Origin of the sequence: Crenobacter oryzisoli (genome assembly GCF_030385785.1) — a bacterium.
Classification (GTDB): Bacteria; Pseudomonadota; Gammaproteobacteria; order Burkholderiales; family Chromobacteriaceae; genus Crenobacter_A; species Crenobacter_A oryzisoli.
In genome coordinates, this window is the sequence record NZ_JAUEDK010000039.1 from 1 (window position 1) to 22,599 (window position 22,599).

The 22,599-nt window shown below is 56.3% G+C and carries 20 protein-coding genes and 5 pseudogenes; 8 read left to right on the forward strand and 17 right to left on the reverse strand.

The window, feature by feature from the left end; genetic code table 11:
• Both QU481_RS17445 and QU481_RS17450 read right to left on the reverse strand, forming a co-directional pair.
• Positions 1–277 (reverse strand): MerR family transcriptional regulator (locus tag QU481_RS17445; protein WP_289831305.1); only part of this gene is annotated, 277 nt, incomplete at its 3' end.
• A 921-nt stretch (positions 278–1,198) separates the two neighbouring features.
• The gene (locus QU481_RS17450; protein WP_289831306.1) at positions 1,199–2,482 is read right to left on the reverse strand and encodes an MFS transporter; all 1,284 of its coding nucleotides are present in this window, start codon (positions 2,480–2,482) and stop codon (positions 1,199–1,201) included.
• A gap of 113 nt (positions 2,483–2,595) precedes the next feature.
• On the opposite strand from QU481_RS17450, the gene QU481_RS17455 reads away from it, so the two are divergent.
• Entirely contained in the window at positions 2,596–3,219 is a 624-nt protein-coding gene (locus QU481_RS17455; RefSeq protein ID WP_289831307.1) for a TetR/AcrR family transcriptional regulator, read from the forward strand.
• 458 nt (positions 3,220–3,677) lie between these two features.
• On the opposite strand, the pseudogene QU481_RS17460 reads toward QU481_RS17455, so the two are convergent.
• Positions 3,678–3,913: pseudogene (locus tag QU481_RS17460) on the reverse strand (transposase); the annotation flags it as partial.
• A 165-nt stretch (positions 3,914–4,078) separates the two neighbouring features.
• On the opposite strand from QU481_RS17460, the gene QU481_RS17465 reads away from it, so the two are divergent.
• Positions 4,079–6,610, forward strand: coding sequence for an EAL domain-containing protein (locus QU481_RS17465; RefSeq protein WP_289831308.1), 2,532 nt, complete (start codon positions 4,079–4,081; stop codon positions 6,608–6,610).
• A gap of 837 nt (positions 6,611–7,447) precedes the next feature.
• Here QU481_RS17465 and QU481_RS17480 read toward each other — a convergent pair.
• The 9 genes and pseudogenes from QU481_RS17480 to QU481_RS23920 form a co-directional block, all read right to left on the reverse strand.
• Positions 7,448–7,623 (reverse strand): annotated as a pseudogene (locus QU481_RS17480) (transposase); the annotation flags it as partial.
• Between the two features lie 115 nt (positions 7,624–7,738).
• Entirely contained in the window at positions 7,739–8,968 is a 1,230-nt protein-coding gene (locus QU481_RS17485; RefSeq protein ID WP_289831309.1) for a M24 family metallopeptidase, read from the reverse strand.
• A gap of 53 nt (positions 8,969–9,021) precedes the next feature.
• Positions 9,022–9,237, reverse strand: coding sequence for a cupin domain-containing protein (locus QU481_RS17490; protein ID WP_289831338.1), 216 nt, complete (start codon positions 9,235–9,237; stop codon positions 9,022–9,024).
• Between the two features lie 83 nt (positions 9,238–9,320).
• Positions 9,321–10,595, reverse strand: a complete 1,275-nt coding sequence (locus tag QU481_RS17495) for an NAD(P)/FAD-dependent oxidoreductase (protein WP_289831310.1) — start codon at positions 10,593–10,595, stop codon at positions 9,321–9,323.
• 3 nt (positions 10,596–10,598) lie between these two features.
• Entirely contained in the window at positions 10,599–12,176 is a 1,578-nt protein-coding gene (locus QU481_RS17500; RefSeq protein ID WP_289831311.1) for an aldehyde dehydrogenase (NADP(+)), read from the reverse strand.
• Between the two features lie 111 nt (positions 12,177–12,287).
• Positions 12,288–13,235: a dihydrodipicolinate synthase family protein gene (locus tag QU481_RS17505; protein WP_289831312.1), complete on the reverse strand. Its 948-nt coding sequence runs from the start codon at positions 13,233–13,235 to the stop codon at positions 12,288–12,290.
• A 75-nt stretch (positions 13,236–13,310) separates the two neighbouring features.
• Positions 13,311–14,237 carry a 4-hydroxyproline epimerase gene (locus tag QU481_RS17510; RefSeq protein ID WP_289831313.1) on the reverse strand — a complete coding sequence of 309 codons (927 nt, stop codon included), beginning with the start codon at positions 14,235–14,237 and terminating at the stop codon, positions 13,311–13,313.
• A gap of 65 nt (positions 14,238–14,302) precedes the next feature.
• Positions 14,303–14,671: pseudogene (locus tag QU481_RS17515) on the reverse strand (Ldh family oxidoreductase); the annotation flags it as partial.
• 29 nt (positions 14,672–14,700) lie between these two features.
• Positions 14,701–14,874, reverse strand: coding sequence for an Ldh family oxidoreductase (locus tag QU481_RS23920; RefSeq protein ID WP_353962193.1), 174 nt, complete (start codon positions 14,872–14,874; stop codon positions 14,701–14,703).
• 156 nt (positions 14,875–15,030) lie between these two features.
• Between QU481_RS23920 and QU481_RS17525 the strand changes: the two genes are divergently transcribed.
• A complete protein-coding gene (locus tag QU481_RS17525; protein WP_289831315.1) occupies positions 15,031–16,044 on the forward strand; it encodes an AraC family transcriptional regulator in 1,014 nt (337 codons plus the stop codon).
• 220 nt (positions 16,045–16,264) lie between these two features.
• Positions 16,265–17,563, forward strand: coding sequence for an IS4 family transposase (locus tag QU481_RS17530; RefSeq protein ID WP_289831316.1), 1,299 nt, complete (start codon positions 16,265–16,267; stop codon positions 17,561–17,563).
• Positions 17,564–17,610: 47 nt separating this feature from the next.
• Here the strand turns inward: QU481_RS17530 and QU481_RS17535 are convergent, their stop codons facing one another.
• The 3 genes from QU481_RS17535 to QU481_RS17540 form a co-directional block, all read right to left on the reverse strand.
• Positions 17,611–17,982 (reverse strand): hypothetical protein, encoded by a 372-nt coding sequence (locus QU481_RS17535; RefSeq protein ID WP_289831317.1) that lies wholly within the window; start codon positions 17,980–17,982, stop codon positions 17,611–17,613.
• On the reverse strand, positions 17,882–18,145 hold the full coding sequence (locus tag QU481_RS24010) for a cytochrome c biogenesis protein CcdA (RefSeq protein ID WP_435382748.1): 264 nt from the start codon (positions 18,143–18,145) through the stop codon (positions 17,882–17,884). Before QU481_RS24010 ends, QU481_RS17535 begins: the two co-directional genes overlap by 101 nt.
• A gap of 146 nt (positions 18,146–18,291) precedes the next feature.
• Positions 18,292–18,876 carry a CBS domain-containing protein gene (locus QU481_RS17540; protein ID WP_289831318.1) on the reverse strand — a complete coding sequence of 195 codons (585 nt, stop codon included), beginning with the start codon at positions 18,874–18,876 and terminating at the stop codon, positions 18,292–18,294.
• A 1,534-nt stretch (positions 18,877–20,410) separates the two neighbouring features.
• On the opposite strand from QU481_RS17540, the pseudogene QU481_RS17545 reads away from it, so the two are divergent.
• From QU481_RS17545 to QU481_RS17555, 3 genes and pseudogenes are all read left to right on the forward strand, one after another.
• Positions 20,411–20,763 (forward strand): annotated as a pseudogene (locus tag QU481_RS17545) (transposase); the annotation flags it as partial.
• Positions 20,729–21,004: a hypothetical protein gene (locus QU481_RS17550; RefSeq protein WP_289831319.1), complete on the forward strand. Its 276-nt coding sequence runs from the start codon at positions 20,729–20,731 to the stop codon at positions 21,002–21,004. The pseudogene QU481_RS17545 and the gene QU481_RS17550, both read left to right, overlap by 35 nt.
• Before the next feature lie 119 nt (positions 21,005–21,123).
• Positions 21,124–21,222: pseudogene (locus QU481_RS17555) on the forward strand (transposase); the annotation flags it as partial.
• 51 nt (positions 21,223–21,273) lie between these two features.
• Here QU481_RS17555 and QU481_RS23925 read toward each other — a convergent pair.
• Entirely contained in the window at positions 21,274–21,444 is a 171-nt protein-coding gene (locus QU481_RS23925; protein WP_353962028.1) for a DUF6356 family protein, read from the reverse strand.
• Between QU481_RS23925 and QU481_RS17560 the strand changes: the two genes are divergently transcribed.
• Positions 21,389–21,595 (forward strand): hypothetical protein, encoded by a 207-nt coding sequence (locus QU481_RS17560; protein WP_289831320.1) that lies wholly within the window; start codon positions 21,389–21,391, stop codon positions 21,593–21,595. The two genes, QU481_RS23925 and QU481_RS17560, sit on opposite strands and share 56 nt — an antisense overlap.
• A 415-nt stretch (positions 21,596–22,010) precedes the next feature.
• Here the strand turns inward: QU481_RS17560 and QU481_RS17565 are convergent, their stop codons facing one another.
• On the reverse strand, positions 22,011–22,472 hold the full coding sequence (locus tag QU481_RS17565) for an Lrp/AsnC family transcriptional regulator (protein ID WP_289831321.1): 462 nt from the start codon (positions 22,470–22,472) through the stop codon (positions 22,011–22,013).
• Between the last annotated feature and the right edge of the window lie 127 nt (positions 22,473–22,599).

Consider the following 22,599-nt stretch of genomic DNA (forward strand, 5'->3'; position numbering starts at 1 on the left):
CAGCAATGGCCCCGGCCAGACAATACGCTTCCATCGCCTTGATCTGAGATTCCAGATCATCCTTTTGACCGGCGCGGGACACCCGGCAATACACCACCGTCAGCCGACGTTCCGGTGCACCACCTAGTATGGTGCGAACATCCGACTCGTCAAAATAACGGTGTCCCGACGGCATCCGTTTAGCCGTCAGTTTGCCTTCTCGTTCCCAGCGGCGAACCGTACTGGTCGCTCGACCGATGCGCTTGGCGAACTCATTGATTCGATATTGCTTGCTCATAGTGAGCAGTTATAAACAACTAGGAGCAAATTTCAAGTAACAGTTGTTAGCTCCTTGCCATTCGCGCCCGACTCTTTTGAAATGACGAATAAGCACGGCACGGTGTCTGTTTTGTTGGCAATGACCTGTGCGGATTACGCGCCCGCCTCTCCGGAAGGTGGGCTTGGACTCGTTCTTGAATCCGTTAAATTATCACTTGCTGCCCCTTGTATGGAGGAGTATTTGGGGATAAATTGATAGTTGTTCATATGTCAAATGAAATATTTAGAGATCGACTTGGCCAGCGAATACTCATCAACGCTGCGGTAAAAAAGCCGGTCTAGCCAGGCGCTGGAACCCCCGGCAACCCAAAGCAATTTCTGATAACTTACTTGCGGTGCCGCATGGGGTGCCTGGTTCGTTTGGCATAAAATCAGCTTCGGTCGATCACTCGCTATAAGGGGAAAGATAGTGAGTTTACTGGTGTTACTATTCAGCTTGGTATTGGCGCTGTCGGTCGTTATCGGTCCTGTTGTTAGACAGAAACTATTGGTACGCGGCCTCCCCTTAGTACAGGACGAAGACACACAGTTGTAGTAACGGCAGGTCGGAATAACTGTCCCTTGGCGAAAGCAACGAACGGATGCTTCAAGATGTCGTGCACTGGAAGCAAGGCTTTGCGATCTCTTTCAATTGCAGCTTCCGGTAAACCTGGGCTTTGTTAATGAAATGGACGCCCTCAGGATGACCATTACCTTAAACCACCCGAACGTTACTGCCATAGAATGACGAGCGATTGTAGGGGGGGCTGCCGCTCCACTACTGCTTGAGCCAGCGCATGTATAGGTTACGCTTGCGCGCCAGCACTCCAACGTCCTGCTGTACGATTACCGCGAGCCGATGCCAGGCTGACGCTGAGTGATCTGTTCGGCGGTTGGTTGATCATGCTCCTACCTTGGCAGGCACCAAGGCGCGGCGATGAATACGCAGAACCAGGATGGCAGCGATTAGGCACAGCCCACCCGACATCATGGTGGCCAACGTGTAAGTCCCCAGACTGTTACGCAACATACCGCCGATCAAGGCCGCGCACGCCGCACCCAACTGGTGGCCGGCCACCACCCAGCCGAACACAATGGGGGCATCCTGCTTGCCGAACACATCGTTGGTGAGGCGCACGGTGGGCGGGACCGTCGCCACCCAATCCAACCCGTAGAACAGCCCGAACAGCGGCAAGCCGAAGTAGGAAAAGCCAAAGGCGTAGGGTAGATAGATCAGCGCCAGGCCGCGCAGACCGTAGTACCAGAACAGCAGCACACGGTTGTTGAAGCGGTCCGACAACCAGCCTGATAAGGTAGTGCCGATTAGATCCAGCGCACCCATGGCCGCCAAGATACTGGCGCCGCCCACTTCGCTGATGCCATAGTCACCGCACATGGCGATGAAATGGGTACCGATATAGCCGTTGGTGCTGGCACCGCACACGAAGAAACTGAAGAACAGCAACCAGAAGTCACGCACCTTCATCGCGCGCCCAAGCGCACCGAATGCGATGGCGATGGGGTTCTGGCGGTTGTCGTTGGTGGTTTGTGGCGCATCGGCCGGCTCACCGTATAGCGGCAAACCCAGCGAGGCTGGCCGTTCGGGCAGCAACAGGTAGACCAGGGGCAGAATCACCGCCGCTCCTCCCGCGACGGTTAGCACCACCTGGCGCCAGCCATAGTGCTCGACGATGGCGGCTAAGAGCGGCAGGAACACCAGTTGGCCGGTAGCGGAGCTGGCCGTGAGGATGCCCATGGCCAAGCCGCGCCGCTCGGCAAACCAGCGGTTCACCACCGTGGCTCCCAGCGTCATGGCGGTCACCCCGCTAGCACAGCCCACGATCAGGCCCCAGATCAGCCACAGCTGCCAGGTTTGTTGCATCAGGCTCGACAAGCCGATTGCGACAGCGAGCGCCGCAAGCGCGACAAGTACCGTCCTGCGTAAGCCGAAGCGCTGCATGGCGGCGGCGGAGAATGGCCCCATCAGACCGAACAAGGCCAGGTTGATCGACAGTGCCAGCGAAATCGTCGCCCGGCTCCAGCCAAAGGTATGCTCCAGCGGCACCATCATCACGCTGGGGGTCGCGCGCGTGCCGGCAGTAATCAACATCACCAGAAACGTGACACCCAAGGCGACCCACGCGTAATGAAAGCGCCCTCTGGTCCAATTGGCGATAAGTTGCATCGGGTTCTCCTGTGGCGCGGTTCCGCCTGCTGATACTTGTTACTAGTCAGTCACATTGTGTTGCGATGGTATGTACTGATCGGTAACATGTCAACTGCAACGAGGAGAATGTCATGAGCAGTGAGATTGATGCTGCCGCCAAACCGACACGCAAGGTCTTGCAAGGGGCGGAGGCACAGGCACGGATACTGGAGGCGGTAGACGAGTTGTTCTACCGGGAGGGCGCACGCGCCGTGAGCGTGGACGAGGTCGTCAAGCGCGCCGGCGTCAACAAGATGAGCGTGTACCGCCAGTTCGAGTCCAAGGATGATCTGTTGTTGCACTACCTGGCGCGGCGAGACGAGAAGTTCTGGGATTACTTCAACGCCAGCCTGTCCAAACACCCGGACAAGCCTCGCGAGCAACTGTTGCAGTTCTTCATCGACCTTGCCGGCCGTGCTGCACAGCCTGGATATCGAGGTTGCCCGTTCGTGAATATCGCGGTGGAGTTTCCCGACCCTGCTCACCCTGCACGTCGCATGGTGGCGGAAAACAAGACGCGACTGATGCGTCGCCTGCTGGAGTTGACGACGCAGGCCGGGGCTCAAGATGCGCAAGCCTTGGCCAATGGCTTGGCTTTGCTGATTGAAGGCGCTTACGCCGCGAGTCAGACCTATGAGCCTGGGCATCCCCTGCTGGCTGCGCTGCCACAGGTAGCTGAGGCGATGTTGAGGGCGGCCGACATCCCTAGCGCATGATGGGACTCTGAGCTGGGCAGCTTTCACCTAACTTGAACCAACCGGTCTCTGCGAAAACCGGGGCGGTTCAAGTTTCCTGTCAAAAGTCCGTTTACACAGAATTCTTCACACCTCCGATGCCGACTCAGGAAGGGGGCGTCTATCCAATTAACCATGACCTTGCGAGCGGTTGGCGGTGCGACTGTTTTCCGCTGAGCCTGCGCATGGTCGAGGAGGTGCTGGCTGCGCGCGGTATCGATCTGATGCGGCGAGACGGTAAGGCGCTGGTCAGTAACGTTCGGCCAGGGCATCGCCCGGCTCATCCCCGCCCTGGGGCGAGGTGATACATGGCTCCTCGACGATGTGCTGGTCACCCTCAGCGTGCAGGAAGCATTCGCGGTGGTGCGCGGAGGAGGACCAACATGGCGCGGTGCACGCCCGTGCTTCCTGAGCAGCTTGCGCATGAGGCTCCTGGCCGCAAGTGCTTCGGCATCGAGAATGGGTTCGGCCAGTAGGCGTTCAACCTGGCGTTCTCGGTTTCGAGTTCCTTCAGTCGCCTTGCGTCGGCGACATCCATGCCGCCGAACTTGACTCGCCAAGTGTAGAACGAGGCATCGCAAAAGCCGTACTGGCGGCGCAACTCCTTCACCGGCACGCCGGCCTCGGCTTGCTTCAGAAACCCAATGATCTGCGCTTCCGAAAATCGCTTCTTCAAGTCCGTTCTCCATGCGGAAAACGAACTTTACTAAGTTTCGGGTAGCCCTGTTTATGGGCGCAGGTCACCCCAAAGTGGCGTAGTGTCACATCACATGCTACCCAATTTCTCAAGGTAAAGCGTATAATTCATTTAGAATATTCAAGGTAGAAATAAAGATTTCTGATGATTTCATTGTTACTGCAGCCCATCGAGCACATCGCCTCGACAGACATCCTCAGTTGCGGACCCGAAACACCTATCTATGAAGCTGCCAGCTTGATGGTGCAGTCCGGCTGCGGTTCCATAGTCATCATGAATACACAAGGTGAGGTTCTGGGTATCTGGACCGAGTCTGATGCATTGCATGTCGACCTCTCAGAAGAGGCTAGTTACCAGCATCCCATTCAGGATGTCATGAGTAGTCCAGTTATCACCTTGCCTCACAGCATGACCGTGCATGATGCGGTGGTAAAGTTTCGCCAACACAACATTCGCCATGCGTTAGTAAAGAAATTCGAAACTATCATTGGTATGGTTTCCCTGTCTGATGTGGTGTTGTGTCAAGGTCCCGAGGCGTTTCTTGGACTCAAGCGGGTGGGTGCTATTAATGCGCATCCTGCAGTCATTCTTCAGGGTTCCGATAGTTTGCCGGTGGCCGTGAATACTATGCGTCAGAGAAATTTAACCGCTGTCGGTATACAGCTTTCTGATGGCAGCTTTGGCATCCTCACTCAGCGCGACGTAGTGCGGCTGGTCGCCACCGGGCAGAGGCATGCCGAACTGGGCCAAGTATGTACCCGGCCGTTAGTTGGTGTGCCGCTTTCCACCAGTCTGCTGCAGGCGCGACAGGTGATACTACACCACCAGATTCGTCATTTGGGGGTGTTTGACGACCATAACCAGTTGGTTCATATCATCGGTTTTCGCGAAATTATCCAGAGCATCGAGCACGAATTCCTGCTGGAGCTGCATGAAGCCCTGCGCGAACGCGATGAAGCTTTGCTGAAGTCCCAACAAAGCCTATTGCTAGCTGACAAGGTGTTTGAATCCACAATGGAAGGCATCATTATTACTGATGCCAAAGGCATTATTAGATCAATTAACCCGGCATTCAGCCGTATTACCGGTTATAGCCGTGATGAAGCAGTCGGAAATTCGCCGGCTATTCTCAAATCCGGTAAGCAGCCCCCTGAGTTTTACGAATATCTGTGGCGTTGTCTGCATCAGGAAGGATCCTGGCAAGGCGAAATAGTCAATCGTCGCAAGAATGGTTTGCTGTACACCGAGCACCTAAGCATTACGGCAATCCGTGATGAGCATGGCGAGCCCCAGCATTATGTGGCAGTATTTTCTGACATCACGCAGCGAAAACTGGCGGAAGAGCGCCTCCACTTTTTGGCTAACCACGATGCACTTACTGGCCTGCCTAATCGCACATTGTTTATTGAGAAGTTGCAGTCGGCGGTAGGGCAGGCGAAGCAGTATGAGCGACGCTTTGCCTTACTGTTTATCGATTTGGATCGTTTCAAGCAGGTCAACGATACGCTGGGCCATCATGCTGGTGACGAATTGCTGATACGTATTGCCAATGAACTGCAGCACATCGTACCGAGCCTATCCACTGTATCTAGGCTGTCCGGGGATGAGTTCACGATCCTGCTGGAAAATATAGTCTCGATGCAGCAGGTTGCCTACTGGGCGCAAAGCATTTTGGATGCTATTTCGGCGAAGTCCAGCGTGGCCGGACACGAGGTATTCATTTCTTCTAGTATAGGAATCAGTATCTTCCCCGAAGATGGTTCGGTTGCTGACGAACTGCTGGTGAATGCCGACACCGCGATGTATCGGGCAAAAGAGCGAGGCAAGAATAATTTTCAGTTTTACACGGCTGACATGAACGCCAGCGCTATTGAGCGAATGAAGTTGGAGTACGGACTGCATAGAGCCTTGGCTAAAAATGAGTTGGAAGTGTGGTATCAACCCAAAGTGGCACTTGATAGCACTCGTATTGTCGGAGCTGAAGCCTTGCTGCGCTGGCGCCATCCGGAAATGGGGATGATTTCGCCCGGTCAATTTATTCCTATCGCCGAAGAAAGCTCGCTGATTACTAGCATCGGAGAGTGGGTTCTTGACACCACCTGTGCAGACATTCGCTCTTGGCGCGATGCTGGGTTGTTGGATGGCCGTATTGCCGCCAATATATCTGGCCTCCAGCTTAAGTACTCAAACATTGTTGAGACTGTGTCACGTATACTCAAAAAATATGATCTTGATAGCTCGGTGTTGGAGCTGGAAATTACCGAGAACGTTGCCATGGATGAAGATAGTGGCATGGTAGAAGTGCTGCATCGCCTGCAGACCTTAGGCATTTATCTGTCCATCGATGATTTCGGTACCGGTTATTCATCATTATCTTACCTAAAACGTTTACCGGTACGAGGCCTAAAGATCGATCAATCCTTCATCAAGAACTTGCATCAAGACCGCGACGATGCCGCCATCACTCAAGCCATCATTTCTATCGCACGCAGTTTGGGACTGGATTTAGTCGCTGAAGGTGTAGAACTGGAAGAACAGCGCCAGTTTCTGGTAGAGAAAGGCTGCTTATGCGGACAGGGCTTTTTATTCAGCCGTGCAGTACCGCGCGAAGAGTTTGCGGAACTTCTGAAAAAACAGGGGGTACTACAGCTTGTTGAGCTAGGCGAGCCTGCATGAAAATGGCTGTCATGAAACCGTACATGGCCAACGCTATCTATTACGTCGGGTACCGATTATCAGCTACACGGTGTGGTGGTACTACCGTTTTCAGCTGAATCTGCGCATGGTCGAGGAGGTGCTGGCTGCGCGCGGCATGGATCCGGACTATGAGAGGAGCACGCAGAGTTCGGAAAATAAAGCACGCTAAGCCGATGGCATTCATGCCGCCACGCGCGCCTCGTTTGGCTTGTAGCTCATTGTGTCAGATTGGAGCACACCCTAACCGGATGTCAGGGTGGCTGGGTGTTCGGTCGAGGAGGATGAGATGAACGTCTCCCATCCCCGCGAACCGTGAGGACGGGCTAGAGGAAGGAAGTTGGATCCTCACGGGCCGACGGTATCAGAGCGCCTAAAGTGGAAGATCACGAAGGTCTTCACAGGCTCCAAGATGGAACTTACGCCAGTAGGACAAACTCAGAAGCTGCGCCGCAGAAAACTGGGATCTGGGGCTGAATGTTGAGCACCGTCAGTACAAAGTATTGAATAACCGGGCGGAGCACTCGCACCAGCCAACGCGAGTGCGCGAGAAAGTGATGCACCGTGTCAAATCAGCTAGCCATCGGCAACGATTCACGTCGGTCCCTGATCAAGTCAGCAATCTGTTCATGCTCGGCCGCTACGACGCTATAACACGAATGCGCAGCACCAGCGCGGGGTGCGCATCCGGGCCTTTGAGGCTTGGGAAAGGGTAAGTTGCGCCCCGGTGCTTGGACGCCTCGCCGCATGAGTCCGTTTTCCTCAAACACCGCATTGTCGTTCGGTCTCTCATTCTTAACTTGAATTTGACAATACCGTCGGTATGTCACGCCAGGGCGCACCGGTGCGCAACATCCAGAACACGGCGTTGATGAAGCGGCGATTGTCGCGTGAGACACCTCCCCAGCAGCCTTGTCGGCTGGGGAGGGTGGCTCCAGCAAACACCAAGTCGTGTCGGAGAGGTCATGCCGGCGATGAGCCAGGGTCGTGAGCATGGCAAGGTCGTTCACGCTCGCAGTGTAACGGGGGGCTCTCACAGCGGTACGACTCGTAACGACACCATCTAGCGCAAACCTGCACCAATGCCGGATTTCAGGTCCCGATCAACGTCTAGCCAGAATAGTGACTTGCATGTCCAAATGGGTCATCAATTGAATGGCATGGCGTAGTAAACCAGCGTGGACCGTCTTCCGTCATATAGAAGTGATCCTCCAAACGCACGCCAAACTCACCCGGCACACAAATCATCGGCTCATTACTGAAGCACATGCCAGGCGCCAGTGGCGTATCGTCGGATGAAACCAAATATGGCCCTTCATGGAGGTCGAGTCCAATACCATGCCCTGTCCGATGAGGTAGTCCTGGCAGCAAATACCCAGGGCCAAAACCATCTGATGCAAGCTGTTTACGTACAGCAATATCTACATCACCGCAGCAGGTGCCGATTTGCGCCGCGGCGAAAGCAGCCGCCTGGGCCGCCTTTTCCGCGTTCCACACCTGGCGCTGGCGTTCGTTCGGCGTGCCAAACACATAGGTGCGAGTGATATCGGAAAGGTAGCCATGCAAAGCGCAGCCAGTATCAATCAACACCATGTCGTTGGCCTGCAGCGTCTGTGGCTCCTTCACGCCATGCGGAAATGCCGTGGCGCCGCCGAATAGCACAATGCAGAAGGTGGAGCCGCTGGCTCCAACTTTGCGGTGCGCTTGCTGGATGAAGGCCTGCACTTCGGTAGTAGTAATGCCTTCATGGAGGATACTGGCTGCCGCCTTGTGCACCGCCAGTGTCATATCCTTGGCACGCTGCATCAGAGCCAGCTCGGCCTGCGACTTGCACATGCGACACCAGGTGATAACGTCCCTGGCATCGATCAACTGTGCTTCCGGGCAGCTTTTGGCGATACCGTCCACGGTAAAGAACGGTGTGCTCCCGTCGATTGCCAGCACCAGCCCTCCATCCTGCTGCAGTCCTCGCATAATACCGGCCAGCAGCTGATAGGGGCTTTCGTGCTCATGCCAGCTATGCACTTCGCCTTCCAGTACCATGAAGTCGCGCACGGTGCCCAACTCGAACCACGGCGCAATAAATTGCACTTCGCCACGGCAGGGCACAATCGCTCCCACCATGCGCTCGCTGGGATGCCACTGCAGGCCAGTGAAATAATTCAGACTGGTGCCGGCGTGCAGATACAAGGCGCCAATGCCCAATTCGCGCATGCGCTGCTGCGCAGAGGCGATGCGCTGGCGGTATTCCAGCAGCGCTATAGGTACGACTCCCGCCGTCATATCCTGCAATGCGGCCAACGCCTGCTCTCTGCTGCTGCCGCCTACTCCAATTGTCATGCTTGCCCCCTGCTGTGTGCCGGCTATAGTCGCGATGTTGGCCGCAACCGGCGCTATGAATTGAACAATGGCAACGTGCCGATGGAAATGATCACCGCCTCTACAGGGCCGATATTTTTGAGCTGATGCTTGCGGTGCGAATCGATGTGAATCGAATCGCCCGGCGACAACTCAAAATCTCCGTCTTCCAAGTGGTACTGCACCTGGCCCTCCAGCACATAAACCAGTTCCTCCCCGTTGTAAACTGTGAACTCCGAACAAAAGCCCACCGGCAAGAACATCTTCCCAGAAGGGTTTTGTTAGCGACTCTAAGCCAGAACCATACTTAACGAGCACGAGCATGTGTGTCGCATTAGAAGCGGTCTAGCCTGTAGGCTTCCAGTGGCATCAACCCAGAGGGAACCCTGGAGGAGGTCGGTAAAACTGCCATCTGTGCGACAAGCTCGGCAGTGACCGCAGCCTGGGTCAGCCCCAGATGCTGATGACCGAAGGCAAGTAGCACCTTGCCGTTACCCACCCGATCAATGATCGGCAATGAATCCGGCAAGGACGGCCGAAAGCCCATCCACGGTATGGCATCCTCGGCGTTCAGGTCGCGACTGAACAGGCCCTTGCTCAGCCGGTGCAATTGCCAAGCACGCTCCATGTTCGGCGGCTGCTCAAGGCCGGCGAACTCCACGGTGCCAGCCAGCCTCAGTCCCCCCGCCATAGGGGTCATGATGAATTTGCGTTCTAGCGAGGTGACCGCGAATGGCAGCCGCTTGTGCTCATGAGGCAGCATCAGATGGTAGCCACGCTCAGTATCCAGAGGCACATGTTTGCCGGTAAGCGCCGCAGTGAGCTTTGCTGAGTGGGCACCGCAGGCGATCAGTACCTGACGGGTCGCCAGACTACCTTGGTCTGTGGCCAGTGAAACGCCGTTCTCATGCAGCTGTCCACTCTCGACTCGTTGCTTGACGAACTGCACGCCGCTGGCCTTTGCCGCTTCTACCAGCTCGCAAACCACCTGGTACGGGTCAAGGAAGTGTCCTGTACGAGGATAGAACAACCCACCCTGGATTCTTTCGCTCAACTGTGGAGCCATCTCGCGGATGGCCCCGGTCGGCCACATTTCGACCGGGACCTGCTGTTCGCGCATGCGCGCCTGTAATGCTTCGATCGCCTGAAGTGACTCGGCGCGTTCGAACACTAGTAATGAGCCGTCTTCCTTCAACAGCTGGGGGCGAGCGATTGCCTTCAGCAGCCGCTGCCATGCGCCAAGGCTGCCTTCATTGAGCGCACGTATGCCAGCCACGGTACGCTGGAACGGTTCCGGGCGCAGGTTTAACAACAGCCGGATGAACCATGGTAAGGCGCGTGGCAGGTACTTCCAGTCCAAGCGCAGCGGACCCATAGGGTCCATGAGCATGCCCGGCAGGCGCTTGAGGATCGACAGATCGGCAATGGGAAACACCTGCTCGGTTGCAAGGTGCCCGGCATTACCGAACGAAGCGCCCCGGCCAGGGTCTTGTTGGTCGACTACCACCACCCGCAGGCCCTGGCGCGCGAGCTGCAGGGCGCAGGCAACGCCAACGATGCCTGCACCAATCACGGTGATGTCCACACTTGAAGGCAAGGAGTTCGACATAACCTAGACTTCTCTTTGGCCATCGAGCAGGCGACGCAAGTGGAACGGATTGCTCTGCTGTAGTGCGGCAGGTAACAGGCTGTCCGGGAAGTCCTGATAGCAGACCGGGCGCAGGAAGCGCAGGATCGCGGCAGTACCCACCGAGGTGCTCCGTGCATCGGAGGTAGCCGGGAAAGGCCCGCCATGGACCATGGCATCGCACACCTCGACACCCGTTGGCCAGCCATTGACCAACAGGCGGCCGGCCTTGCGCTCCAGGGTCGGTAGCAAGGCCCTGGCGTTTTGCAGATCGGGCTCGTCCAGCTGCAAGGTCGCGGTCAGCTGGCCTTCCAGGTGCTCAGCGACCTGGCGCACTTCCTCATCATCGGCACATTGCACGATCAGGGACGCAGCGCCGAATATCTCAGTCAGCAGGGCCTGGTCGGAAAGGAAGTCCCGTGCTTGGGTCACAAACAGATGGGCTTGGCATTGATTTGGGCCTTCAGCGCTCAGGCCAGCGGCAACTGCCTGGGTAAGGGGGTGCTTGGCCAGTGAACCGACACCGGCCTGGTAGGCGTCAAAGATACCCGGTGTGAGCATGGTCTGTGCCGGGCTTTGCCGAACGTGCTCTGCGGCGACGCCGAGGAAGCGGTCTAGATCCGCGCCTTGACGGGCGATCACCAAGCCCGGGTTGGTGCAGAACTGGCCCGCGCCCTGAGTCAGCGAGGCGACGAAACCCTGTGCCAGTGCTTCGGCACGTGCCTGCAGGGCCGCTGGGAAGAGGAACACCGGGTTGATCGAACTCATTTCTGCATAGACCGGGATCGGTTCAGGACGGGCCTGGGCAGCCTGGCACAAGGCGATGCCGCCGCTGTGCGAACCGGTAAAGCCTACGGCCTTGATGCGCGGGTCGCTGACCAGGGCAATACCCACTTCTCGGCCAGAGCCGAACAACAGCGAGAATACGCCTTTGGGTAGGCCGCACTTCGTCACGGCACGGGCAACAGCGCCGCCGACCAACTCGCTAGTACCCGGATGAGCGCCATGGGCCTTGACGATTACAGGACAACCGGCCGCCAGGGCTGAGGCAGTGTCACCGCCGGCGACGGAAAAGGCCAGTGGGAAATTGCTCGCGCCGAACACCGCTACTGGGCCCAGCGGCACCTGTCGCTGGCGCAAGTCCGCACGCGGTAGCGGCTGGCGCTCTGGCAATGCGGTGTCGACACGTACATCCAGCCATTCACCGGCACGTACAGTGCGGGCGAAAGTACGCAGTTGGCCGCAGGTGCGGCCTCGTTCACCCTGGATGCGGGCACGCGGCAGGCCGGTTTCAGCCACGGCGCGCTCCACCAGTTCATCGCCAAGGGATTCGATCTCGTTGGCAATGGTTTCGAGGAATTCGGCGCGGATCGCCAGTGACGTCTCACGATATTGATCGAACGCTGCCCAAGCCAGGGCGCAGGCCTGGTCCACATGCTCGCCGGAGCCGCCGGGATAGCCTGGCTCAAGCGGTTTGTTGGTGGCCGGATCGATTGCCCGGATCGTTTCGCGGCTGCCGGCGATAGCTTCACCGCCGATCAGCATCTTGCCTGTCAAAGTCATGGCGATTCCTGGAAAAAGGGTAACCCGGCTGTGCAACGAGGTGGTTACACAGAGAACACAATCAAGAGGCGACGCGCATCGGAGCGCCGCCGTGAAGGTCGGGGCTGTACGTTAGGCGACGTTCAGTTCTGCCGACCAATTGCGGTACCACTCGCGGAACAGCGCGTACTGGTTCTCGGCGTAACGACGCTGGGCATCGCTGAGCATGTCGGTCTCGTTGAAGTGCAGGGTGTATTCCTTGTCGCCGTTGAGCACCATCAGGTGCTTGTAATAGAGCACCAGGTCACAGCCTTCATCGAAAGACGACAGCACCACCAGCGCCGACTCCAGCTCGCGGGCAAGGCGGCGGGCCTTGGCGTCGCCCTTGGCAGCCTGCTTGCTCAGGGCCACCAGGTGCAGCACTTCGCGCGGCAGGGCGTTGCCGATGCCGGTGATGGCGCCGGTGGCGTTGCAGTTGACGAAACCGTGTACGACCTGGGTATCGACACCGACCATGAGCGTGACCTCATCGTCCTTGGAGGTGATGTTCTCGGCGGCGTAGCGCATGTCGGTGGCACCACCGAATTCTTTGAAGCCAATCAGGTTCGGGTACTCGCGGCGCAGTTCGAAGAACAGGTCGGCGCGGGTGGCGAAACCGTAGTAAGGGCTGTTGTAGATCACTGCCGGCAGGCCTGGGGCGGCTTTGAGGATGGCGGCAAAGTGCGCCTTCTGAGCGGCCGGCGAAGCGCCACGGGAGAGCACACGGGGGATGACCATCAGGCCGTGGGCGCCAACCTTGGCCGCATGAGCCGCGTGGGAGACAGCCTCACGGGTGTTCACCGCGCCGGTGCCGACAATGGTCGGGATTCCGGCAGCCACCAGACGCGCCACGCCTTCTTGACGCTCGGCTTCGGTCAATAACGGCCAGTCGCCCATGGAGCCGCAGTACACCACGGCGCTCATACCGATGTTGATCAACTCGCGACCCTTAGCCACTAGAGCGTCGAAGTCCGGTTTACGCTCGGCGGTGCATGGGGTCATTAGGGCCGGAATGCAGCCGGTGAAGATGTTATCGCTCATTAGTTTTGCTCCTTGAAGCATTCATTCGGGTGATAGAGGTAAAGGGGCCGCAGGGGCGGCGTCTGACGTGGTAGCTCAAATGCCCCACGCAAAGGGATCCTGTTCATCGATTAGCAGGGTGCTGTCAGCCGTCATGTAGGCACGGCCGGTGATGAACGGGCGGATGCGCTCGCCTTCTCGTTCGTAGCGGCCTTCGAACTGGCTGGCAGTGATGCTGGCCTGAACCCAGCGCTCGCCCTCGGCCAGCTTGCCGTCGGCCGCCAGGCACGCCAGCTTGGCGCTGGTACCGGTGCCGCAGGGCGAGCGGTCGTAGGCCTTGCCTGGACACATGACGAAGTTGCGGCTGTCGGCTTGGTCGTCGTCGGCAAACAGCTCAACATGGTCGATCAGGGCGCCGTCTTCCCCGCGTATGCCCTGGTCCTCCAAGGCCTTGAGCATTGCCCAGGTGAACTCCGTCAGGGCTTCGGCATTATCGAGCTGTAACGACTGCCCGTGATCGGCGACCAAGAAGAACCAGTTGCCGCCCCAGGCGATATCGCCGTAGACGCGGCCGTGGCCGGGCACATCGACCGGAACCTGCTGACGGTAGCGGTAGGCCGGTACGTTGCGCAGGGTCACCGTGCCGTCGTCATGCAGGGTGGCACTGACTGAGCCGACCGGGGTGTCGATCTTGTGCACGCCGGGCTGGATCTGCCCCAGGTGGTGCAACGAGGCGACCAGGCCGATGGTGCCGTGGCCGCACATGCCGAGGTAGCCGGCATTGTTGAAGAAAATCACGCCGCAGGTGGCATCTGGCGACACCGGTTCGCAATACAGGGCGCCGACCAGCACATCGTTACCACGCGGCTCCAGCAGGCAGGCTCTACGCCATTTGTCATGCTGGTCGCGCAGTGCGTCGCGCTTCTCTGCCATGGTGCTGCCGGCCAGCTCGGGAAAGCCTTTCATCACTAGGCGAGTGGGTTCGCCGCCAGTGTGGGAATCGATGATGTGTACCTGTTTCATAAACTTGTCCATTTAAAAGAACCAATAAGCTTCGAATACAGTCCTGCCAGACGCTGAGTCATTCATTAGTTCAGCAGGCCCTCGATCTCCTGCAGCAGGCTGCGGTCCACCCAGACACCGTCACGTTCGGAACGTTTCCTAGCCTCGAAACGGCGCTGCGATGGCAACCGCGCGCCCTGACTGGTGATGGCTGTGAACAACTGTTCGGCGCGTTGTTGGCTTTGCGCGAGGTCATCGCCGAGAAACCGTGCTGGGTCGAAGGCCAGCAGCAGTTCTCCATGGCAAGGCGTCGCGCCGACACCGTCGTCGAAGGCCAGGGATTCGGCGCTGGTCATGTCGCCAATCAACGCACCGGCCAGCAGCTCGATCATCGCTGCCAGCGCCGAGCCCTTGTGCCCACCGAAGGTCTGCATGGCGCCGGTCAGAGCGGCGTGTGCATCGGTGGTCTACATGCCGTCGGCATCTACCGCCCAACCCAACGGAATAGGTCGCTGCTGGCGAGCGTGCAACTCAATATCGCCGCGGCGATCGCACTGGTGGCGAAGTCGAACACAAAAGGTTCGCGGCCCCGCCGTGGCCAGGCGAAGGCAAGCGGATTGGTGCCGAACACACCTTTGCTGCCGCCCTCCGGCACCATCCAGGCAATGAAAGTTGTTTCTTGAACTTGCCTGACATGGTTTCGCCCTCTTGTGGCTTATTGGATAGGCAGGTGTGTCGTCACCTGGAGTCCTCATGCTGGGAATTGCTCAGGATGAAACTGTGGTTACGACGACGTACTTATTGAGAATCCAGCATGAGCCCTGCAGCGCATTTCGATGGCCATAGAATGACCTCATCGATGCCTATGATCTTGATGGTTTTCTTCATTTTGGATGACGAAATCGGCATAGTTTGCATTGGTGGTGTGCGGCTTGTGTTGCAGCCTCATGAGCGGCTCGACATGACGCAAGCCTTGCTGCAAGCTTCTTGGCTTGCCCCTGGAGCAGGTACTGGAAGGGGAGTTGCACGGATACCGGGGGGAGTGGAATTCATGACACCGAACGCACTTGCGATGTTGTGCCAGGGGGATGAGCAGCGTCGTCCTGAAACCATCGAGGAATTGCTGGCGGGCATGGCGCCGTTGCTACCGATGCTGGATGTTATTCCGAATGCGGCAATATTCATTAAGGACGTGCAGGCGCGCTACCTTAATGCTAATCGCACTTTGGTGCAGCGCTGCGGCTTAAAGCAGCTGCAGCCGTTGTTGGGTAAAACCAGCGCTGAGGTATTTCCAGCGCAGCTGGGCCCTGGATATACAGAGCAGGATCGACGGGTTCTGGAGCAGGGATTGGTTCTTGAGCACCAGTTGGAGCTGCATCTTTATAAGAGCCGCGAGCCTGGTTGGTGCCTGACGTATAAATGGCCGTTATACAACCGAAACGGAGAAATCATCGGGTTGATGGGCGTATCGGTCGACCTGCAATCGGCTAGCAACACGCATCCTGCTTATCAGCGCCTTGTTGCAGTGGACGAATACATTCGTGCCAATTTCAATCTCCCCATTACCATGGATGAGTTAACGAGGATTGCCGGTATTTCAGCCGCGCAACTGGAACGGTACTGCAAGCGGGTATTTCATCTAACGCCGCGGCAAATGATCCACAAGGCGCGTCTGGAGCATGCGCATCGGTTGCTTCATACCGACATGTTAATTACCGATGTGGCACTACAGTGCGGCTACACTGATCACAGCGCATTCAGCCGGCAATTCAAGGCTCTGACCGGATTTACACCGCGGCAGTATCGACAGGCTACAGAACGAAACTAATGGATAAGCATCCTAACCACAGGCGTGTACCTAATGGCAGACTTGATCGAGGCAAGGCCAATCTTGAAGCGGATACGCAGCTTACCGAAATCCACCAACCAGGCATGCGATTTCAAGAAACAGAAAAGCCCGGCCTGCTGCTTAATGCCAGTCAGTTAAGACTTCGGAGCACAGGGCCTGTAAAAAGGGAGCATGTTCAACATGCTCCCTTTTTTGCTGGATGAGCCTACTCCAACACGCCTTATGTGAAACCCTGCCCCGCGTCCCCGCACGTCTGGAAACGTTGGCCGCATTGATTGATCCAGCCTGGATCGAACAGGCGCTCGCCGCCACTGGCAAGGCCTCCATCCGGCGGCGCAAGTTGCCCGCTGACCATGCCGTCTGGCTGGTGATTGGCTTGGCGTTATTTCGGAACTTGCCGTTATGGCAAGTCGTACAGCAACTGGCATTAAGCCTGGATGAACAGGCACTGCCAGTGCCCAGCGCCAGCGTGCAAGCTCGTCAGCGCCTGGGCGACGAGCCACTGGCGCACCTGTTCGGCTTGCTCACCCAGGCCTGGAGCCGCCCACAGCACAGTGAGGCCTTACGGGTACTGGCGGTTGACGGCGTGGTCTGGTGCGCCCCGGATACCCCCGAGAATCGCCAGCAACTCGGGAGCTGCCGCACGCAGCACGGCGCTTTGCCGTGGACGCAGATTCGTGCCGTGTGCCTGATGGATACCCTCAGCCATGAACTGCTGGATGCCCGACTGGGCGGAATGGACTGCGGCGAGCTGACCCTCGCGACGTCTTTGCAAGGGTTGGATCATTCCCTCACGCTGTTTGACCGAGCCTACTTCTCGGCAGCCTTCCTGCTGCAGTGGCAGGGGCAGGGCGTATCACGGCACTGGCTGATGCGGGCCAAGGACAAGTTGCGCTATGAGGAGGTGGCATTATTGGCCCCTGGCGACAGCGTGATCCGCATGCCGGTTTCCCCGCAGGCCCGCCGGCAGCACCCTGAGCTTCCCCGCCATTGGCAGGCTCGCTTGATTGAGGTGGAGGTTGCCGGGCAGAAGCGACGTTACCTGACGTCCCTGATGGACCATCAAGCCCATCCGGCGGAGGTACTGGCCCGGTTGTACTGTGAACGCTGGGAAATCGAGTTGGGGTTTCGGGAAATCAAGCAGTCGCTGCAGGATGCCGAGCCAGTGCTCCGTAGCAAACAGCCTGAGTTGGTACGCCAGGAGCTATGGGGAGTGCTGATCGCCTATACACTACTACGGCGCTGGATGCGCGAGATGGCGAAGCATGCCAAGGTGGAGCCGCGGCGCATCAGTTTCCACACTGCCAGTTACGCGATACTGAATGTGTTGTGCTTTGCCAGCATGGCGTCTGCCAGCACGTTGCCAGCACAACTGGCGCGTTTGCTGGAGCAGTCCCGGCTGTTTATATTACCCCCTCGCAGGCCAGGCCGGCATTACCCACGGGTCGTCAAGAACAGGGCACATAAATATCCAACGAAAAATGCCAGTCAGCGCTAACTGACTGGCATTAGGCCTGCTGCTGGGCTTTCTGTTTACCCGATCATTTAGTGCACGGGCTCAGACACGTCGGCCATCACCTCGTAGTCCTCCTCGAAATGGGCCGCCGCAACCAGGATATCCGGATCCTGTGACGTCGTTGTCCCGATAATTAGGGCCACGGTATCTTGCTCTCCATACGGGCGGGCAATGGCCTGAAGATACCAGCCCTGCCACCAGGTCAGGATGACATGCTCGATAACGAAGCAACAACGCGTCTGCTTGTGGCGTACCGACTTGCCGAGCAGGGGGTGTCCGGTGAGCCTTGTCGTGTCTCGCTCAGCTATTCCGGCGGCCTTGCGAGCTTCGCAAACCCGTCGATAGTGCTCCAGGTTCCATTGCTGCGTCAGACCAAAGGTGCCGGTACTTACTCGATCCATATCGCTCCTCCCTTTCCTCCCTTTCCTTAGGAAAGCACATCAAGCAAACTTCTGCCTTGCCAAAGCCTGCTTTCACCATCGTCAGCCACCCACCGGCGCATGGCAGAACGGCACCACCAAAGACGCCAATCACCAGCAACGACAGGCCGAGGCCCAGTGCCATCGGGTGCTGTTAATGAAATGGACGCCCCGGAAGGGGGCGTCCATTTCATTAACAAAGCTCACAGTGATTGTTTGACATTTGATGCTCAACCCTGGTCAGGCACCCAAGTCACATCACTGAGTGGAAGAATCACCTGGTCCAAATAGTTAGCCGCCCATTTGCATGAAATGGCACATTTCCGAGATTGTTCTGGAAGCAGGAATGAAATGTAGGGAAATACCGAGTCGGCGCGCGATCTGGGACGTGGAGAACAGGCCGCACACCACATCACCCTCAACAACCAGTGCATGCTGCCGGCCAAGCTGCTGCATGGTCGCCAACATATGACCGACTTTGGCCGCATGGACCTCCCGTAGCGACAATGCGTCCACTTGATGCCGTGGGGTCATCACATCGCTGACAAGCAAGTCAGTACGCTTCTTGCCTTGTTCGCGCAGGCATTGCAGCGGACGCTCGCCCAACACATCAGTAGCTGTCACCAGCCCAGACAGACGGCCGGCTTCATCCACCACGAACAACAACCGAATGGCTCGGCGTACCATCAGTGCATGCGCCTCATCCAGACTTTCATCCTGCCCGATGGTAACCGGTTGGACTTTACTCAGATCGGTCATCACCTCGATGGCGGAGCTGTCCAGACCTAATGCAGGCGAAGCCTCGTCATCAGACTTCATCAAATCCGCATGTCCAGAAAGAGGAAGGGCCGACAAAGAATGGTATGGAAAGTCCATGTTGACTCCTCTCGCTTACTAAAGAAGCGCGTTAACTGTGCCGGCTATAGTCACGATACCGACCAAACGGAATGGTATGGAGCCACGGCTTTTGGGTTTGCTCGGTTCGGCCAGCACCATGAAGCCGTGCCCTTTGAACGGCTTATCGCCGGCGTAGCGCATGGAAGTGGAACTGGATATCCGACCAGCGCAGCCCAACCGCGGAGCGAATGAATCCCCCGGCCTCAAAGTGATTGCTTGCACCCAAGCCATCCTTAGAACAGTAGCCAGCGCAAACTAATCATCGCCTTGGCGAACAGACCCATCTTGCCGTTCAGGAAGACCGGCTCCTTACTTTCGAATTGTATGTAAATTTCGGAGTGATCTTGCAGGATTTCTGTTCCCCAAATCGTGCTCAACGTTGATTATTGGAGTCATCCGCACTCCGTTGACGCGGATTGCGCCACCCAACTGAAGCCTCTTGACGCTCAGTCGCGCCGTAGGAACGTGATTGCAAAATCCGCAGCACCTCGCGGTGCGGCATGAATTGGGTAATGTCCGAGTCGTAGAGTCTGTGTTTCACGTTCCGTGCAGCGTGGGAGTCCGCTTGGATTACGTCCCCGTTTGGTTCTTGTGCCCAAAAAACAGCCCCGATGGAGGGCGTATCGGGGCTGGCAAGTTACTTGATGGGAAGAATCGAGAGAAGTGGCATGTTCAGACCCGGCCTAGCAACAACGTCCGCTAGTACCCCGCCCACGCCTTTCTCCATCGTAAGCCCTGCTTTGGCAAACCGGCCGCTGTACAGGAACAGACCAAACATTCGTCTCTCAGTGAAAGAGCAATGTGATGTAAGCGCGACAAAAGCCGGCTAAAGCGACCTGAACATGTTCCACATGTGCGGGGGCAGGCAAAGAACTCACCAACGAGACGCCGCCATTCCTGGAAGTCTTCCGATTGTCGGAAATGCACCTGGAGAACCGGGCTGGCCGACGACGGAACATGACGACGGCAGACGCAACGGACAAACCCAGTACAGGCCACCACAATGAAAGGACAAATACCCATAAGTGCTATAATAGACATTATTGCCAATAATTTGACATAATCCTTATTACACGAAGTCATGGTGGCTTTCTAAGTGTTGCATAACCTTCTGATATTCCTTTGTTTGTGACGCAACATCACGCTTGTTTCTGGTATGTTTTCTTGGTCCTGAATGTTGCGTAATGCTGAGTTAACCGTGGCAAACTTTAGGGGGCCACTGTGCTTACAGTGTTTTCCGATGCCTGTCTGCCGCAAACATTGCGTGCGTCAGTGCTGGTCGAGCAGTGTCGATTGCCTCACTATTGGGCAACAGTGTGGATGGCAATGACTATGGGGGCGCTGGCGGAAACGACTCGCGTCAACAGCGCACGGCGCAGCTCGGAGCGCTGGAACACGGTTGCGCCGATGTTGAGCACCAAGGTGACTACGGCGGCGAACTGATTGGTATATTAGTATTAAGAGCCGCTAACAAAACCTACTTGATGCCGACGTGAAGTCCCATCTGGCAAGCATGAAACGCAGTCTTGTCAGTCAGAAACGCTGGAATCGTTGCAGCAGCTGTTGCCAACAGTGTCTCGCTCACGCAAAGGTTGCCGTCCTCGCCTGGATGACAAGGCCGCCCTCAATGGCATCCTGTTCGTCCTCACCGCTGGCATCCCTTGGGAGGATCTGCCGCGGGAGCTGGGGTTTGGCAGTGGGATGACCTGCTGGCGGCGTCTACGCGACTGGCAGACTCAAGGGATCTGGGATCGTCTTCACTTGGTGCTGTTGACCCAACTGCGTCAATGTGACCAGATCGATTGGAGCCACGCCAGCAGTGACGGGACCAGTGTCGCCAGCCCCCGGGCTGCCGAATTTGCCGGCGCTGGTGGGTGAGTCGAAATCGTACGCGGAACGCTTGTTCAGTTTTCCTGATGTCGGCCCATTGGCGGAAGCGGATTCGATCAAGGCGGTGCAGGACCCGGTGCGCCAGTCGGGGGAAGAGATTGAGCAGCTGATCGACATCTACAGCTCGTCTCATGGTGATATGGCGTTTACCGTTCCGCTGTTCGATGAGTTCATGCGCCGTGCCATCCCTCAATACGCGGCGATAAGCACCGCTTAGTTGAGTAGAGCCAAGGAATCTCACCCTAACGCCCTCCCAGAACCGTATGGAAGCCTCTCGACTCATACGGCTGCTATTGCCCACCGTTTACTTGATGACAGATTCCGCTGGAACTATAGAACAAGAAAATCAAACGCCGTGCCAACGTCGTCGGGATATTCCTGAACGAGGCGAACATTTGCCGGTTGATCGGTGCGGTACTGATGGAGCAGAACGAAGCATAGCAAGCTGCAGCACCATGGCCTTCTTTTTTGATCAGAACGAGCCTATCACCCTTGTCCACTGGACATGGTTTGCGACCGGTGAGTCACCATGCGTGTATACAGCATTTTAATATTGTTGCTCCCAGTTTTAACGAATAAAAACGGGAATAGGCCATGGATCATGGCAGCCATCGAGGAGAAAAACATTACCCTGGCAAATGAAAAGGATGTTTGCATATGCTGGAAATATGTTTCTCCAACGGTCGAAGGATGTTTTGTAAATGAACGAAATAGAGAGCGCATCAAAAATTCCTCCATAAACCTAAGCAATGTCACTGAAAATGCAGGACCATCACAAAAATTGTACACGCAAGAGGAAGGAATTTAATTTTAATTAAATCAGTAAATATTCTTCATGTTAGAAGTTTTTCCTATCATTTCACAAATTAATAGGGTTTATTTCTATAAATATTGGCTTTGTCGAACAAATAAAAAATATGACACAATTTTACACGCCATTGAAAAATTGCTCACAATTTAGAGTAATAAATTCACGCGGTTAGCTTGCATGGCGAAACAGGTTTTATATATTTAACAAAGCCGTTTCAGAGGAAAACTGGACCATATCTTTGTCGAGACAAACAGATAATTGGCCGTCTCTATTGAGGGGCTGGACAGGTAGTCTTGTACCTGGGAGAAGGGGGCTTGCTCACCGTCATGCTACCCACCAGGGTGGGTCTGACAATTTGTACAATAAAGTCTAAGAAACAGATGCAACTACGAGGTGAAAAGCATTGGATCACTTACATCAAATGATCCAAGGGCAACGCCGTTGTATACTTGATAACCTCCATGGCAAAGCCTGCACTCACATCCTGCAACTCCACCTCTTTAATCAATTTCTTATAAACTGCATCATAACCTGCGATGTCCGAAACAACGATCTTTAGTAGATAATCGATATCACCAGTCATACGGTAAATTTCTACTATTTCTGGAATGGTACGAGTCCCTTTTACAAATAGCTGCGTCCATTCTTCGTTGTGCTGACTCGTACGAACTGCAACAAATACTGTCACCCCTAGCTTCAAACTGGCAGGGTTACAAAGCGTCACCTGCTTTTGAATGACTCCACTATCCCATAATCGCTGCACCCTTCTCCAGCAAGGCGTTGGAGAGAGATTTACAGCGTTGGCAAGGTCATTCAGCGATAGAGATGCATCCTGCTGAAGCAGCGTTAAGATTTGAATGTCTTTTTTATCCATTGAACAGCGCCATAATAAAGTATTAAGTAGCGTTATCGGCCAGAGGAGTAGCACTCCACTCGAGCCAGCAGGCATCCCACAAGATTCTTGTCCTGAGATCAGTCATGGTCGGCTGACAGGGCGGGCA